The sequence below is a fragment of the Rhodococcus sp. AD45-ID genome, assembly GCF_003023755.1.
GTDB lineage: Bacteria > Actinomycetota > Actinomycetes > Mycobacteriales > Mycobacteriaceae > Rhodococcus_F > Rhodococcus_F globerula.
Genome location: NZ_PYHL01000003.1, coordinates 610,162 through 625,531 on the forward strand (window position 1 = coordinate 610,162; position 15,370 = coordinate 625,531).

At 63.0% G+C, this 15,370-nt stretch carries 13 protein-coding genes; 4 read left to right on the forward strand and 9 right to left on the reverse strand.

What is annotated here, in order from left to right:
- Nucleotides 1-19 precede the first annotated feature (19 nt).
- The 8 genes from C7T36_RS26935 to C7T36_RS26970 form a co-directional block, all read right to left on the reverse strand.
- Nucleotides 20-823 carry a sugar phosphate isomerase/epimerase gene (locus C7T36_RS26935; RefSeq protein ID WP_020970535.1) on the reverse strand — a complete coding sequence of 268 codons (804 nt, stop codon included), beginning with the start codon at nucleotides 821-823 and terminating at the stop codon, nucleotides 20-22.
- Entirely contained in the window at nucleotides 820-2,547 is a 1,728-nt protein-coding gene (locus C7T36_RS26940) for an FAD-dependent oxidoreductase (RefSeq protein WP_045068924.1), read from the reverse strand. The genes C7T36_RS26935 and C7T36_RS26940 overlap by 4 nt, the downstream gene beginning before the upstream one ends.
- Nucleotides 2,544-3,638: a Gfo/Idh/MocA family protein gene (locus C7T36_RS26945; RefSeq protein WP_045068926.1), complete on the reverse strand. Its 1,095-nt coding sequence runs from the start codon at nucleotides 3,636-3,638 to the stop codon at nucleotides 2,544-2,546. Before C7T36_RS26945 ends, C7T36_RS26940 begins: the two co-directional genes overlap by 4 nt.
- Entirely contained in the window at nucleotides 3,638-4,462 is an 825-nt protein-coding gene (locus C7T36_RS26950; RefSeq protein ID WP_045068929.1) for an aldo/keto reductase, read from the reverse strand. The genes C7T36_RS26945 and C7T36_RS26950 overlap by 1 nt, the downstream gene beginning before the upstream one ends.
- On the reverse strand, nucleotides 4,459-6,411 hold the full coding sequence (locus tag C7T36_RS26955) for an FAD-dependent oxidoreductase (protein WP_045069773.1): 1,953 nt from the start codon (nucleotides 6,409-6,411) through the stop codon (nucleotides 4,459-4,461). Before C7T36_RS26955 ends, C7T36_RS26950 begins: the two co-directional genes overlap by 4 nt.
- Nucleotides 6,412-6,455: 44 nt before the next feature.
- Nucleotides 6,456-7,337 (reverse strand): shikimate dehydrogenase, encoded by an 882-nt coding sequence (locus C7T36_RS26960; RefSeq protein ID WP_045068932.1) that lies wholly within the window; start codon nucleotides 7,335-7,337, stop codon nucleotides 6,456-6,458.
- Between the two features lie 67 nt (nucleotides 7,338-7,404).
- Nucleotides 7,405-8,781 (reverse strand): MFS transporter, encoded by a 1,377-nt coding sequence (locus tag C7T36_RS26965; RefSeq protein WP_033234049.1) that lies wholly within the window; start codon nucleotides 8,779-8,781, stop codon nucleotides 7,405-7,407.
- A gap of 154 nt (nucleotides 8,782-8,935) precedes the next feature.
- The gene (locus C7T36_RS26970) at nucleotides 8,936-9,838 is read right to left on the reverse strand and encodes a LysR family transcriptional regulator (protein ID WP_033234050.1); all 903 of its coding nucleotides are present in this window, start codon (nucleotides 9,836-9,838) and stop codon (nucleotides 8,936-8,938) included.
- Nucleotides 9,839-9,987: 149 nt separating this feature from the next.
- On the opposite strand from C7T36_RS26970, the gene C7T36_RS26975 reads away from it, so the two are divergent.
- From C7T36_RS26975 to C7T36_RS26990, 4 genes are all read left to right on the forward strand, one after another.
- A complete protein-coding gene (locus C7T36_RS26975) occupies nucleotides 9,988-10,680 on the forward strand; it encodes an SDR family NAD(P)-dependent oxidoreductase (RefSeq protein WP_033234051.1) in 693 nt (230 codons plus the stop codon).
- A 44-nt stretch (nucleotides 10,681-10,724) separates the two neighbouring features.
- Entirely contained in the window at nucleotides 10,725-11,576 is an 852-nt protein-coding gene (locus tag C7T36_RS26980) for a hypothetical protein (protein ID WP_045068935.1), read from the forward strand.
- Nucleotides 11,577-11,714: 138 nt separating this feature from the next.
- On the forward strand, nucleotides 11,715-13,085 hold the full coding sequence (locus tag C7T36_RS26985) for an HNH endonuclease signature motif containing protein (protein ID WP_045068938.1): 1,371 nt from the start codon (nucleotides 11,715-11,717) through the stop codon (nucleotides 13,083-13,085).
- Nucleotides 13,086-13,314: 229 nt separating this feature from the next.
- Nucleotides 13,315-14,139 carry a crotonase/enoyl-CoA hydratase family protein gene (locus tag C7T36_RS26990; protein WP_045068940.1) on the forward strand — a complete coding sequence of 275 codons (825 nt, stop codon included), beginning with the start codon at nucleotides 13,315-13,317 and terminating at the stop codon, nucleotides 14,137-14,139.
- Between the two features lie 14 nt (nucleotides 14,140-14,153).
- Here C7T36_RS26990 and C7T36_RS26995 read toward each other — a convergent pair whose 3' ends face one another.
- Nucleotides 14,154-15,365, reverse strand: a complete 1,212-nt coding sequence (locus C7T36_RS26995) for an acetyl-CoA C-acetyltransferase (RefSeq protein ID WP_045068942.1) — start codon at nucleotides 15,363-15,365, stop codon at nucleotides 14,154-14,156.
- Between the last annotated feature and the right edge of the window lie 5 nt (nucleotides 15,366-15,370).

Here is a 15,370-nt window from a genome sequence, read left to right on the forward strand (position 1 = left end):
AAAAAGGCGCACAGGGCCGCTAGGCCAAAACTTCTCGCGTGGCCGTGACCAGGCGTTCCAGCCAGGCGTCTGTGCCGACGGCCTGACGCAGTGGCTCGTTGGGCAGTTCGATGCTGACCGGCAGTCCGGCAGGCAATGTCGACCAGATGTCGGCCAGGGCGATGCCGCCGGTGCCGGGCACCAGACGCTCTTCGCGGGCGTGACGGATCAGTTCTGCGTCATCGGTGGGAGCGGGGGTCGAACCGTCGCACATCTGGGCGTAGTGCAGCCACTCGCGCGGGATGGACGCAAGATCCTCCAGCGTTGTCGCCGAGCGGTCGGTGTGCAATGCGTCGACGAGAACGCTCCGAGCCGGACCATCTGCCGCCGAGACGATCTCGATGGCAGCGCGCGCATCGGGCACCGCAGTCCACGGCATGAATTCGAGCGAGGCGACGATGCCGTAGTTCGCGCACAGTTCCGCGAGGCGGGCATAGGAGTCCGTGAGCCGAGCGCGGTCGCGGTCGTCGCCGCCCACCAGAACGGCCTTGGCTCCGAGCTGTGCACCCGCTTCGAGAAGCGGAACATAGTCGGCGGGGTCGAAGTCGGCTGCAAGGCGGATGATTTCGAGGTCGAATACCTCAACGGGTGAATCATCCAGTCGACGCACCAGTTCGTCCAACGACTGCTTGTCCTCGTGCAGCGGGTAGGCCGTCGTACCTGGTGCCGCGGGCATCAGGCGGATGCCGATGGTGTCGAAGCCGTGTTTTTCCGCCAAGTCGACGTGCTGCATCGGTGCGGTATCGAGCACTGTGAGGGCTGCCAGTCCGAGTGAGAGTGTCATGCGTGCGCTCCAACTGTCTTGGCTCCGGCCAGTTCCCGACCTGCCAGGTAACCGAACGTCATAGCCGGGCCGAGGTTGATGCCGCCGGACGGGTAGTGCCCGCCCATCACGCTGGCCTGATCGACGCCGACGGCGAGCAATCCCTCGATGCGGCGGTCGTTGTCGTCGAGCACCTGCGACGACGAGTCGGTGACAAGCCCGGCGAAGGTACCGAAACTGCCCGGCACCACCTTCACCGCGTAGTACGGACCCTTCTGTAAGGGTGCGAGCGACGGGTTCGGCCAGGGGTTGGCGGTATCGCCGGATCCCCGGTTGAACGGCGTTGTGCCGCGACCGAACTCGGGGTCTTCACCGGCCACGGCCCCGACATTGAATGCCTCGATTGTCTTTTCCAACTGCGTCGGATCAACGCCGATCTTCTCCGCCAGTTCGCGAACAGTGTGACCCCGTGTCAGGTATCCCGAGCGCAGGTACGGCTGGATCGGGATCGGCAGGGGCTTGGCCATGCCCAGCGGGAGGTAGCGCACGTACTGCTGATCCGCGATCAACCATGAGCACACCTCGTCTCCCTCGGGAACCTGCTCGACCATCGCGAGGGTGTAGTCGTGGTAGCCGAGTGCTTCGTTGACAAAACGCTTGCCGTTCGCGAGAACTCCGATGACACCGGGCTTTCCGCGGTCGAGGATGTGCGGGAACACACCTTCCTTGCCGTTGCGGTAGCGAACGATGGAGACGGGGCAGTACGCGACGGGGGAGGCAAGAGTGCGGTCTAGGCGACCACCCACGGATTCGCCGAGGGTGATGCCGTCGCCGGTGGTTGTCTTCGGAGTGAGTGACCAGTGCTCGTTTCCGGTGGGGGTACGGGGGAACATTTCACGTCTGCGGTCGATGTCCTGGGCGAAGCCGCCGGTGGCCAGTACGACGCCGCGCGTGGCAGTTACCGAGTACGCACCATCCGGGCCTTCGAGGCGGACGCCGACAACGCGACCGTCGTCGTCAGTCTGCAGCGATGTTGCCGACGTTTTCACCCGAATCTCGACGCCGAGATCGAGCGCTGAGCGAAGCATCATGCCGACAAGCGCAGTGCCGTTGACGAGTTGCTGGCCACGACGCTTGGTGGCGAGATCGAACATGTGCTTTGTCACGCGAACACCACAGTGCACAAATGCTTTCGGCGATCGAGTCGAGTGCAAGAATGCCTGCAGGTCGGGGCCGGCCATGATGCCCATACCGAGGAATGACGTCTCGTACAACTGTCGACGTAGCAGCGCCGCGACGTCGGGTCCGAGCTTTCGCAAGCTCACCGGTTTCGGTCCGACGGAACGATGACCCGTGCCGGCTCCCGGTGTGTCGCCGTGAATGTCGGCGATCTTGGCTCCGGGAACAAACTTCAGCGCAGTCTTGCGTTCGAAGAACTCGACCATCTCCGGTGCACCGTCGAGGAGTGCATCCACCTTGGCGGCGTCGAAGTTGTCGCCGAGTCGGTTCTCCAGATATGCCCGCGGCGCCGAACGATCCTCGACAACCCCGTCGGCGATGGCAAACATGTTGCGCGGGGTCCACATCCACCCGCCTGACCAGGCCGTTGCGCCGCCGCAGGTGTCGGCCTTCTCGACAACGAGTACCGACGCGCCGCCATGTGCTGCGGCAATTGCTGTGGAAAGCCCGCCTGCGCCGGAGCCCACGACAACCACGTCGTAGGTGAGGGGGGTACTGCTACTCATTTCTGCTCCTTGGCAGTTGTTGCGAGGGTCGGTGTCGATGTCAGCTCGACAACCTTGCCCGTTCGTGACGATTCGTAGATTGCGGCGATGATGGCAAGTGACGCGCGGGCGTCTCGTCCGGTGACGGCGGGTTCGCGCCCGGTCAGGACGGCGTCGGCGAAGTCCTGAACCTGCAAGGTGTGGAAGTCAGTGAGTGCCGCATTGACCGCTCCCACATCGAGATTGGCGTCGATATCGGCGGAGTACCGCGACTGGAACTCCACTTCGCCCGGCACGGTCCAGATTTCGTTGACACCCTCGTGCCCTTCAGGGAACTCGAGGACGCTGGCGATGGCACCGGTGCGCCCGATCACCGAGACGCGGTTGCCCAGGTTGTGATTGGCACCGGTAGTCGCGGTGACGGTGGCGGTGCCGCCCGAGGCAAAGGAGATCACAGCTGACGCACTGTCCTCGGTCTCGATGTGCTCACCGTGGGTGTGGGTGCGGATGAAGCCGCTGACCGAGACAGCCTCGCCCATGAACCAGGCCAGCATGTCGATCTGGTGCACGGCCTGCGTCATGAGCACGCCACCGCCGTCGGTGTCCCAGCGTCCGCGCCACGCGTCGGCCGAGTAGTAACTCGATGGGCGGTGCAGGATCACCGACGCCTCGCCGAGCGTGGGCAGTCCGATCCGGCCGTCGTCGATGGCGTCCCGGATACGACGCACGGCCGGCCAGAAGCGGCGTTGGAAGAGGACGCCGAAGGTGATACCGGCGCGGTCGGCGGCCTCGATCATGCGGTCGGCGGCAGCAACATCGACCGCGATGGGCTTCTCGCACAACACATGTACACCCGCTTCGGCAGCGGCCACGACTACCTCTTCATGTACCGGGTGCGGCGTGCAAACGGTGCAGGCGTCGAGTCCGAGGGCGAGAAGTTGCTCCACTGAACTCACGGCTGCGGGAATGCCGTGCGCTGCCGCGAACTCCTGGGCGCGTCCGAGATCGGGATCGCAGCAGCCGATTACCTCGACGCCGGGGACTTGTTGCAGGGCTCGGGCATGGTTGCCGGCGATCTTGCCGCAGCCGACGATTCCGACTTTCAACGTCATCAGAAATGTTCCTCTGCTTCGACGTCCCGCGCCGCAGACTCGCCGCGGTCGAGACTGTTCAGTGCTTCGATGTCCTCGCCGGAGAGGGTCACGTCGAGTGCTGCCAGGTTCTCGGCCTGACGCGTCGGGTTCGCTGATCGCGCGACCGGAACCACACCCTGCGCGACGTGCCAAGCGAGGACCACTTGAGCTGGTGTGCAACCGATTCGACCGGCGATCTCCCCGACCACGGCGTTGTCGAGCACATCGCCGCGGCCGAGCGGGCTCCACGACTGCGTGAAGATTCCGAGTTCGTCGTTGGCGCGGCGCACCGGAATTCGCGCGAGCGACGGGTCCATCTGAATCTGGTTGACTGCCGGTGCCTCGCCGGTTTCGGCGACGACGCGGCGCAGGTGGTGCTCGAGGAAGTTCGACACACCCACGTACCGAACCAGTCCGGCGTCGCGGCAGGCCAGCATCGCCTCGAATGACGCAACGTAACGATCGATTCGCGGGAGCGGCCAGTGGATCAGGAACAGATCGAGTTGATCCAGTCCCAGTCGTTCCAGGCTCTGCTCGAGCGCTCCGCGGATGTCACCGGAAACCTGTTCGTTTCCACGAAGTTTGGTGGTGACAAACAGTTCTTCTCGCGGTAGAGCAGACTCCGCCAACGCTACGCCGACGGCGTCCTCGTTGCCGTAGATCGCGGCGGTGTCGATGAGGCGGTACCCGGCCTCGATTCCGGAGAGTACCGACTTCGTGGCGTCGGCACCGACCAGTGGCCAGGTTCCGAGTCCGATGGGTGGCAACGCAGTTGCCACCGGTGCGGCTGTGTGTGCGCTCATGCGTGAACCTCCTGACGGGCCGCAGCGGCGGCGGTGATGGCGACGGCAACGTCGGCTGCGGTCACGAGTGCGGCATGGATGGATCCGCCGTCACCGCTCGCGTCGCCGACGGTATGGACCCCGAGTCGTGGTGCCAGTGAACGTAGTTCGGCCAGAAGCTCCGAGCGCGGCTCGACACCCTGTGAGATCAGCAGCTCGCCGGGGGCGTCGACTTCGCTCAGTGCACCGCCTGTCGAGATCGTGACCCGATCGGCGTCGACTTTGGTGACGATCGAGCTCAGGTAGGTCGTGAGGTTCTCACTTGCGGCCAGGCGCGGCAGCAGCACGATCTTGCCGCGTCGGCCGACGTCGTGCGCGATGGTTTCCTGCGGCCCGATCATGACGACCTGGGTGCCCTTCTGGAGCAGATCGTCTGCGACGGCAGCAGCCTCGCGGTCGGCGCCGAAAATGGTGATTGCCTCGGGGACCGGATCTCCGGAAACCAGGAACTCGCGAACGTCACGGACGGTTCGGGTCTGCGCGCCGGGGAGGTCAGTCACGGGACCGTGCCCACCGGCAGCAAGGACGATCGCGTCGAAGTCACTGTTTGCGAGCAATGCTGCGTCAGCTCTGGTCGAGGTGTGGCACTGCACCCCGAGTTCGGCCAGTTCCGCGAGGTACCAGTCCACGATCCGCCCGTATTCGGGATATTCGTGCAGCTTCGATGCCAGAGCGAAGTCGCCACCGAGGCTGGGGCGTTCGTCGTACAGGTCGACGCGATGACCGGCAAGTGCCAGGTCGCGGGCAGCGGCCATTCCGGACGGACCGGCACCGATGACGGCGACGCGTACGGTGGCATCAGCCGGCTTCGTGGGCTGATCCAGTTCACGTCCGACCCACGGGTTGACGGAACAGGGAATGGGGCCGGCGGCCAGGCTGTCGATGCAGTAGTTGCAGGCGATGCAGGGGCGGTACCGGCCACCGTCGATAGCGCGATTCGGAAAGTCCGGGTCGGCGTGCAACGTACGGGCCATGCTGACGAAGTTCGCCTGGCCGGATTCGATGATCTGCGCGGCGATCTCCGGCGACGTGATGCGTCCGGCTACACCCACCGGGATGTCGAAGTCGCGCTGGTACTGCTCGGAGTACGGTGCGAGGAGTCCGCGGGACCATTCACCGGGCTGGATGATCCACTGTCCCGCTTCGTAGTTGCCGGCCGAGACGTCGAGGAAATCGAGTCGGTCAGTGTCGATGGCGTCGATGCGCGCGCGGGTTGTCTCGGCGTCGAGCCCGCCGTCAATGCCTTCGAAGGCTGAGAATCGAAGTCCCAGAGTGATTCCCGGAGCATGCTCGTGGACGGAGGCGATGACCTTGTTGACGAACAAGGTGGGGTCGGCCCACTCGTCGTCGCGGTGATTGTAAGCAGGGGAGAGGAACTGGTGGATCAGATACCCGTGGCCACCGTGCAGGGAGATGACGTCGACGCCCGCCTGCTGGCAGCGCGCTGCGGCTTCACCGAAACATTCGATGATGTGCTCGATGTCGTCGGCGTCGAGTTGTTCTGGCATCTCGCCGCCGACCACCAAACACGGAATCGGTGTCGGGGCAACAGGAACAAACCCGCTGACAGAACCTTGCGCCGTACGTCCACCGTGGTTGAGTTCGACTCCGACGAGGGCGCCGTGAGCGTGGATCGCGTCGGCCATCTTCTTGATACCGGGAATCCGTTCGTCGACGTCGACGCCCATCTGCCGGATGCGGCCTTTGCCGTCGGCGCGCACGTAGCTCGCCTCGGTGAAGATCAGTGCCGCACCACCTTCGGCGCGGCGAGCGAGATATGCGATGTACTCGTCCGTCATGGTGCCGTCGACTTCGCAGTAATTGCGTTCCATCGGAGCAGATACGAATCGGTTCCGAAGGCGGACGCTGCCCATGTCGAGGGGTTCGGCAAATGGTTGGGTTGCGTTCATCGGTGCTCCTGGAGCATTTTGCGAGAGTGAGTGTTCGACTGTGCTCATGCGCTGGCCATCTCGGAGATCATGTCGCTCAGGTGGGTGCGCATCCGATCCGTGTCAGCTTCGATGCCCGTCAGAAGTGTGAAGGTGTCAGAGGCTTGAGCCACCAGCATCTGGCCGCCGTCGAGCACCTGGCACCCGAGAGCGATTGCAGCGTCGAGTAATTCGGTGCGCATCGGCCGATAGACGATGTCCGCGACCCACAAGCCGGAGTGGAGCGCAGCGGGGTCGAACGGAGTTCCGGGATGGCCGACCATACCGATCGGAGACGCATTGACGACGCCGTCGCTTGTCGCCAGGTTATCGGCGATCTCACCAATCGCCAAAGCCGTTGTGCGCGTGTCAGGGAAAGCCGAGGCAACGCGTGAACATACATCGGCAGCGCGTTCTGAGTCGACGTCGGCGATGCGGAGATCCGTCGTACCGGCTGCCGCCAGCGCGTAGGCAACTGCCGAACCTGCCCCGCCGGCGCCGGCGAGGACCACTCGATCCAAGGTGGCGTCAGGTAGCCCGCGTTGAAGTGCGGTGAGGAATCCACTGTGATCGGTGTTGTGGCCGATCAGACGGCCGTTGTCGACCACAACCGTGTTGACGGCGCCGAGCAGTCGGGCGTTGTCGGACAGTTCGTCGAGGGCGTCCACGACAACTTGCTTGCACGGGTGCGTGATGTTCAGCCCGGTGAAACCACCGGTGACGGCGGCGCGAACCAACTCGCCGGTCTTCTCGACCGAGACGTTCCTTGCCTCGAGGTCGATCAGTTCGTAGCTGTAGGCGGCGAGACCGAGTGCTGCCGCTTCGTGGGAGTGCAGCGCCGGCGAGAGTGAGGTGGTGATTCCCGCGCCGACAAGGCCGATCCGGTGACGGGTGGATTCGGTAGGCATGACATTTCTCCTGCATAAGTGGGGACGGCCCCTCGCGGCGCGAAGTCAGCGCGAGGGGCCGGTCCGGTCAAGCGTTGTTGCTGGTGAGCTCTGGGTCTTGCTTCGTGAGCGTGACTGATTTCGGTTCGCCGAGTTCTGCGGTCGGCGTCCGATAGGTTTCCGGACCGCACATCGCGGCGATGGCGGAGACGACCGCAAAGCCGAGGCACATCCACGCGACCGGTGTCCAGTTGCTCTTGTCGCCTGCGGAAATCGCCTGGGCGATTGCCGGTGTGAAGCCGGCGACGAGAAGTCCGAGCATGAGGCTCACGGCCATACCGGTGTAGCGAACCTTGGCGGGGAACTGCTCCGGGAAGTACGCCGGGTAGGTGCCATTGGGCATCGCGTAGAAGATGCCGATCATGACGATTCCCGAAGCGAAAACCATGGGAACGCTTTGGGTTCCGATCGAGTGGAAGAAAACGAAGACCATCAGGCCGGCGCCGATTGCGCCGATGACGAAGATGGGCTTGCGGCCGTAGCGATCGGACAGAATGCCGAACAGCGGCTGGGTAAGTACGGCAACGAAGTTGGCCGTGGCAATTGCCCAGAGCATCGTCGAGCGTTCGAAGCCGGATTCGACGGCGTAGGCCAGGGCAAAGACGTTGACGATGGTGTTGATCATCGCGAAGGTCGAACTCATGCTGATGCGAATCACGGTGCGCCAGTGCGAGCGGAACATCTCGACGACGGGAATTCCTGCCGTGTTGTCCTGTTCCTTGAGCTCTTCGAATACCTCAGGCTCGTCGAGTGCGCGTCGCAGCCAGAGTGCAACGACGGTCACGATGATGCTGAGCCAGAAGGGAACTCGCCAGCCCCAGGAGTAAAGGTCTTCGTCGGGCAGGCTTGCTACCGGGATGAATACCAGGCTCGAGATGACGATGCCGAACATGATGCCGCTCATGGTGAACGACGTGAAGAACGAACGGCGGTGATCCGGTGAGTGTTCGAGTGTCAGTGCCGAGGAGCCGGGTGATTCTCCACCCGCAGACAGGCCTTGGAGGAGGCGAAGTAAGACGAGGATGATCGGCGCTGCAATGCCGATCTGCTCGTACGTCGGCAGGCAGCCGACGACGACGGTCGCGACTCCCATGAGCAGAAGGCACGCGAGGAGTGCGTTCTTGCGACCGTAGCGGTCACCGAGGTGTCCCCACAGCACTGCGCCGAGCGGGCGGGCGACGTAGGCCACGCCCAGGGTGCTGATGGAGAGCAGCGTGGCGGTGGAGCCTCCGCCGGGAAAGAAGATCGTGGGAAACACCAGTGCGGCGGCGGAGCCGTAGATGAAGAAGTCGTAGTACTCGAGGGTGCTTCCGAGGAAGCCCGACACTGCGGCACGCCGAGCGTTGGAGTTCGGCTTTTCGTCGGTCCCGGTCGTGGAAACTGCGGGGGTAGGCGGAGGCGCCATGGGTAGTCCTTTCGTCCCGATTGGCCGACGGTGGTGGCACGTGTCGTGATGCGTCACGCTGCGGTGACGTCCCTCACCTTTCGGCGGCTGAGACGACCTTGCCATGAAGGACTATGGCGCGTCCAACACTAAATGAGTCTCAGATAATGTCGAATTACGTCTCAATCTCGGGAGTGGGGAGGATTTCCTCCGAGGTTGCGAGTGCAACTGCGAGCGCGTCGGTCATGTGACGCGGTGACCAGGCGATTCCGTGGTTCATGTACGTCGGTTCGCCGGTGAGGGGAACGAAGACGCTGCCGGGAGGGGTAATGCCGGCCATGCCAGACGGCATCAAGGCGACGCCGACTCCCGCCGCAACGAGCATCAGGATCATGTAGGGGTCGGTGATTTCCTGGACCACGCGCGGGCGGAAGTTCGCATTCATGCAGGCCCGCATTGCCGTCTCCTGCAGGGCGGAACCGGCCGACATGGGTGTGGTGACAAATCCGTCGTCGGCCAATTCGCGTAGGTCGATTTCGCTCTCGGCGGCCAACCGGTGATCGATCGGCAGTACGACGCCAAAGGCTTCGCGGCGAATCAGGCGGGTGGACAACGGCGCCGCCGCCACCGGCAACCCGACAAACGCCAGGTCCAATGCGCCGCTCTCGAGTTGTGTCACGGCGTCTCGGGTCATGATGCGGCCCAGGAGGGTCAATTCGACCTCGGGGTACCGCTGGCGCAATGCGCGCGTCAACGGCGGCAACGCCTGGTGGTTGAGCACGCCGGTGAATCCGATCGCGACACGGCCGTACACGCCGCCGGTGGACGCGCGGGTGGCTTGACGGGCGGTTTCCATGTTCTCGAGAACGCGATAGGCGTGTGGCAGAAAAGCGTGCCCACCGGAGGTGAGCGCGACGGTACGAGTACTGCGCTCGAACAGTTGCACGCCGATGTTCTTCTCGAGCTTGCGAATCATCTGGCTCAGAGGCGACTGAGCCATTTGCAGCCGTGACGCCGCGCGGCCGAAATGTAGCTCTTCCGCGACCGCGACAAACGCGTGCAACCAGCGAATTTCCATCGATGTGTCCTTCGTTGATGTCGACTGTTGATTTTGACGACTCTGCCCGACGTCATATATTCGAAATCGTACACAGTGTGACGCAGATTATATCTATTTGTATCTTAAATTAAGCGCTGAGCGCACATGATCTCCGGGAGATGAGACTGATGCAGAGCTATCCAGAAGGTGCAGTTGCGCTGATTACCGGCGGTGCCAGCGGAATTGGTGCCGCATGTTCGAAACTATTGTCCGACAACGGTGTTCGGACAATTACCGCTGACATCGCGGAGGGAGCCGACGAACGTCTCGACGTGACCGATCCGGCTGCAGTTGGCGAGTTGCGTGCGCGCATCGGCAAGGTCGACATCTTGATCAACAGTGCCGGCATCGTGGGTCCGTCGGCGCCGCTGGTCGATGTCTCGCTCGCCGACTGGCAGCGCACATTCCGAATCAACGTGGAAGGAACCTTCCTCATGTGCCGCGCCTTTGTGCCCGGCATGGCCGCATCAGGTTGGGGGCGCATTGTGAATCTGGCGAGCATTGCCGCAAAAGACGGTAATCCCAACCAGAGTGCGTACTCCGCGTCGAAAGCTGCCGTCATTGCTCTGACAAAGTCACTGGGCAAGGAGATCGCGACAACCGGAGTCCTGGTCAACGCCGTGGCTCCGGCCGCCGTCGAAAGTCCGATGAACGCGGGCACCGACCCCGCAATTCTCGCTCGGTCGCAGAGTCTGACGCCGATGTCGCGGATGGGGAAGTCGGACGAAATTGCCGAGCTGATCGGCTGGTTGTCCTCGACGGCGGTGAGTTACTCGACCGGTGCGGTGTACGACGCCAGCGGAGGTCGTGCAACGTACTAGTGTCCAGGTGGAGATGACCGGGCACCAAGGCGAGGGGGACGTCGATGGCGGGTGAACGTCTGTGGCCTGTTGCAGATCGCGCGACGCGTGTGTTCTGGCGTGTAGTCGGCCGCAAAATCGACCTGTCCGAAGATACGTGGTTGCAAGCGCCGACAGCGGTGCGCGGTCCGGTGGAAGACAGTTGGATTCACGCCGAAGCGTTGCGTATCGGTGGCACGGTTGGTGTGGGGGCAGCGGTCGAGGGTCTCCTACCACGCATGGATGCATTGGCGGGGCCGGATTTTGATCCGTCGCGGTTGACGCCGTCCATCCGTGATTTCTACGAGCGAACCTCGACGTGGCGAATGCAGGCGTGGACACAATGGGCGCCGGGATTTGCGCCGTGGGGGTCGCTGGTCGAGCGGTTCTACGGTCGGCGCGTGCAGCAACTTGCGCTGCCCGTAAACCCGATGTCAGTTGCGTATGGTGTCGACAGTTCGATTACACGCGTAGCGGATGCCGACGGCAGGCATGCGGGTTCGGCCTGGCTGCGGACACTGCGAAAGTCAGGTGACTATCTCTTCAGTGGGTACTACCGAATCACGTTTCTGCCGAACAGTTCTCAACCCTGTGTCCATGTCTCGTTCCCGCTGGAGTCTGGGAATGTTCAGGTGTTCCTGCACCCCGAAGTCTGCGACGACGGTTCCCTGCTACTCACCTCGGGGCAAGGAGAATTCGGGGACATAGGGGCATACGTCACTGTCGTGGAGAATGGAAAGGTCTATGCGGCAAGGATTCCGATCCATGAGCGATTCCACGTGTTCGAAGACTCGGAAGGTGTTCTGCGAACCGATCACGAATTGCGTCTGTGGCGCGCCCGGGCCATGGCGTTGCATTATCGGATGGATCCTCGATAGGCGGTGGGGGAGTAGGGTGCCATCTCTCGTTTGATCAATACTCCTGGCTACAAGCAATATTCGGCCGAATGTGCCCGAAATATCCCTTGAATCGAAAAGGTGTTCGAGTATACTTGAGTCAAGGGTGGGGAGGCTCTGATGACTACGGTGAACGATTTTGTTTCGGTGGGGGATGTTGTCGCTGGTTCCGCGACGGGGGTGCGGGGCAGGTTGTGGCGGTTGCGTCCGGCTGAGGTTCGGGACGTTGCCGTTAGTGTGTCTGCGGAAATTCTTCGGTTGGAAGCGATTCGGGTTGCCGCAGTAGATGCGTTGGCGCTCAATCCGGATGAGCAGGTGCTGTGTTATCGAGGTTTGGGTCGGTGGTTGGCGGCGAATACGATGTTGCAGAATGCGGCCGGTAACAAGATCGCCGCCCTCGGTGCCGCACTGCGGGCATTCCCGGACATTACTGCCCAATTCGAGGCCGGTGACCTTTCGCTCGACCATGCGGCAATGATCGCCGCGTTCTGCGAATCCCCACCAAAAGGAATGCCCGACAGGGCGTTACCGTCCTGTATGAAGACTCTTCTCGCTGCGGCATCCGGCGTGGAGGCGACCACCATCAAACTCCGCTATGCGATTGCAGTTCTGGAGCGGATATTCGAATCCGACGACACCCCGCCCGGTGAGGACGACGATCTCAACGTCTTGCGGATTTCGCCGACGTTGAACGGTCGGGTCGCGATCAAGGGCGATTTCGACGCGTTGACCGGTGAAATGTTGTTATCGGCTCTCTCGGGTTTGTCGATGCCGAAACCGGCTGCCGACGGAACCCCGGATCAGCGATCGGCAGCCAAACGCACCGCCGACGCCTTCACCGAACTGATCCGCCGCTACCTCGACAACGCCATGACCGGTATCGACGGCGGTCAGCGTCCGCACGTGAACGTGCACATCACTGCGAAAGATCTTGCCGAGCATCGCGAATGCGCGACCATGCGCAGCAATACCGCATCGGATGATGGCGAGTTCTACGGCAGTGCCTTCGATGACGATGAGCCTGATGTCGAGGATCTCGATGTGGGATACATGCCGTGGATGGGACCACTCAGTGTGAGCCTGACCCGGATGCTCGCCTGCGACTGCATGCTCTCGACCGTCCTGATGGACGGCAACGGGGCACCGCTCGATGCAACGCCGCACAAACGCCTCGTCACACCGGAACAACGCACCGCACTGATTGCCCGGGACAAAGGCTGCGCCTTCCCCAACTGTGATGCCGTACCCGCTTGGTGCGACGCCCACCATATAAAACCCTGGTCGGTCGGTGGTCTGACGGTGATGGACAATCTCACCCTCCTCTGCCGAAATCACCATCGGTTGATCCACAGCACCAGTGGGTTTCGCGGTATCTGGGAAGTCAAGATGGGCGATGATCATAAACCGTGGTTCATCCCACCAGCTGCGATCGACCCGAAACAACGACGCCGACGCTCCACCACCCGTCAGGGACCAGTTCACCGAGACTGAATCCGGTTCCACCGGAAGTGAATACCGTGTGAGAGCTTCGCATCACCAGCTAGCCGGTGCGAAGCCCACACGCATGCGCGGGTTCGGGTATCTGTTTCTTGGTTCTCGGGTTCTTGATCGCGCGAACGGCTGACGATTCATTTTCCTGCGTGGCAGTGTGGACAGTGGCAGTGTGGACAGTGGCAGTGTGGACATAGGGATACTGTCCGCCGATAGTGAGGAAAGCACAGTGACCGACTCGGATCGCCCACACGGCGATGTTTATGTAGCGCGCGAGGGTGGCGTCACCACCATCGTCATGAATCGTCCCGACCGAAAGAATGCCGTCGACGGGCCGATGGCCGCGCAGCTGCGTGACGCATTTCTGGACTTCGAAGCCGATGATACTGCGCACGTCGCAATACTCTGGGGTGCCGGTGGAACTTTCTGCGCCGGAGCAGATCTGACGGCAGTGAATGATCCGTCGCGCTTGCATGAACTCGACCCGGAGGGCGGCGGTACGGGGCCGATGGGTCCGAGTCGGCTGGCGCTGTCGAAACCGCTGATCGCCGCTGTCAGTGGGTATGCGGTAGCCGGTGGCCTGGAATTGTCCTTGCTGGCCGATCTGCGAGTCTGTGAGGAAAACTCGGTCTTCGGTGTTTTCTGTCGGCGCTGGGGAGTGCCCTTGATCGACGGCGGAACCGTTCGATTGCCACGCATAGTGGGACAGGGCCGCGCACTCGACATGATCCTGACAGGGCGGCCCGTCGACGCCCAGGAAGCACTTTCGTTCGGGCTGGTGAATCGTGTTGTTCCGGTAGGTGACTCCTTGGCGGCAGCGCAAGAACTGGCGCAGCAGCTCACTGCGTTTCCGCAGCTGTGTATGCTGGCGGACCGGGTGTCGGCGTACCGGTCATTCGACCTTCCGCTCGCGGAAGCGCTGCGAGCGGAAGGTGCTGCTGGTAGTCCGATTGTCGCTGCCGAAGGTGCGCGCGGAGCGGCGGCCTTTGCTGCCGGGGCGGGACGGCACGGACGGTTCGAGAACGACGCTCAGCAAAACGACGCTAAACAATAAGTGCCGCGCGATTCTCAGCTGAGGCGTTCGAACACGGCAGCCAGTCCCTGGCCGCCGCCGATGCACATGGTTTCGAGGCCGTAGCGGGCTTCCCGTCGATCCATTTCGCGCAGCAGCGTGGCGAGGATTCGTCCGCCGGTCGCACCTACGGGGTGACCGAGTGAGATGCCGGAGCCGTTGGGGTTGATGCGGGGGTCGTCGGCTTCGAGTTTCCAGGTGCGCAGAACTGCAAGTGCCTGTGCGGCAAAGGCTTCGTTGAGTTCGATGACGTCCATGTCTGCCAAGGTGAGGCCGAGGCGGCCGAGTGCCTTCTCGGACGCCGGAACGGGGCCGATGCCCATGGTGCGGGGTGGAACACCGGCAACACTCCAACTGGCAAGGCGGGCAAGGGGACGCAGACCGAGTGAGCGTGCCTTCTCGGCGGTGGTGACGATGGCGAGTGCCGCGCCGTCGTTCTGACCGCTCGCGTTGCCGGCCGTGACGGTGGAGTCAGGGTCGATCTTGCCGCGCATGGGGCGAAGGCGGGCAAGGGATTCCATCGAGGTGTCGGCGCGCGGATGCTCGTCGGTGTCGACGAGGAGCGCGTCGCCCTTGCGCTGGGGTACGGAGACCGGAACGATTTCCTGGGCGAAGATGCCATTCTTCTGGGCGGCGACTGCGCGCTGATGAGACTGCACGGCTAATGCGTCCTGATCCTTGCGACTGATGGAGAACTCTGCCCGCAAGTTCTCTGCGGTTTCGATCATGCCTCCGGGAACCGGGAAATCGCGGCCGCCGGCAGTGACACGGGCGCGGGCCAGACGATCACTGAGCGCCACGGCTTCACCCTTGACGCCCCAACGCATTCCGGTGGCGTAGAACTCGGCCGCACTCATAGACTCGGCGCCGCCGGCGAGAACCAGATCGCTGCCGCCGGACTGAACCTGCATGACTGCCGCGATGATCGCCTGCAAACCGGATCCGCAGCGCCGATCCACCTGCATACCGGGGACATCGATGCCGAGTCCGGCATTGAGCGCAGCAATGCGGCCGATGGCCGGAGCCTCACCGCTCGGGGACGCCTGCCCCAAGATCACGTCGTCCACATCGGAACCGGAAATTCCGGTGCGCGAGACGAGTTCGGTGATCAAGGTGGAAGCGAGGTCTTCCGGTGCGGTGTCGCGGAAGACACCGCCGAAGCGGCCTACCGGTGTGCGGAGCGGTTCACAGATGACAACGTCAGGCATGAGTT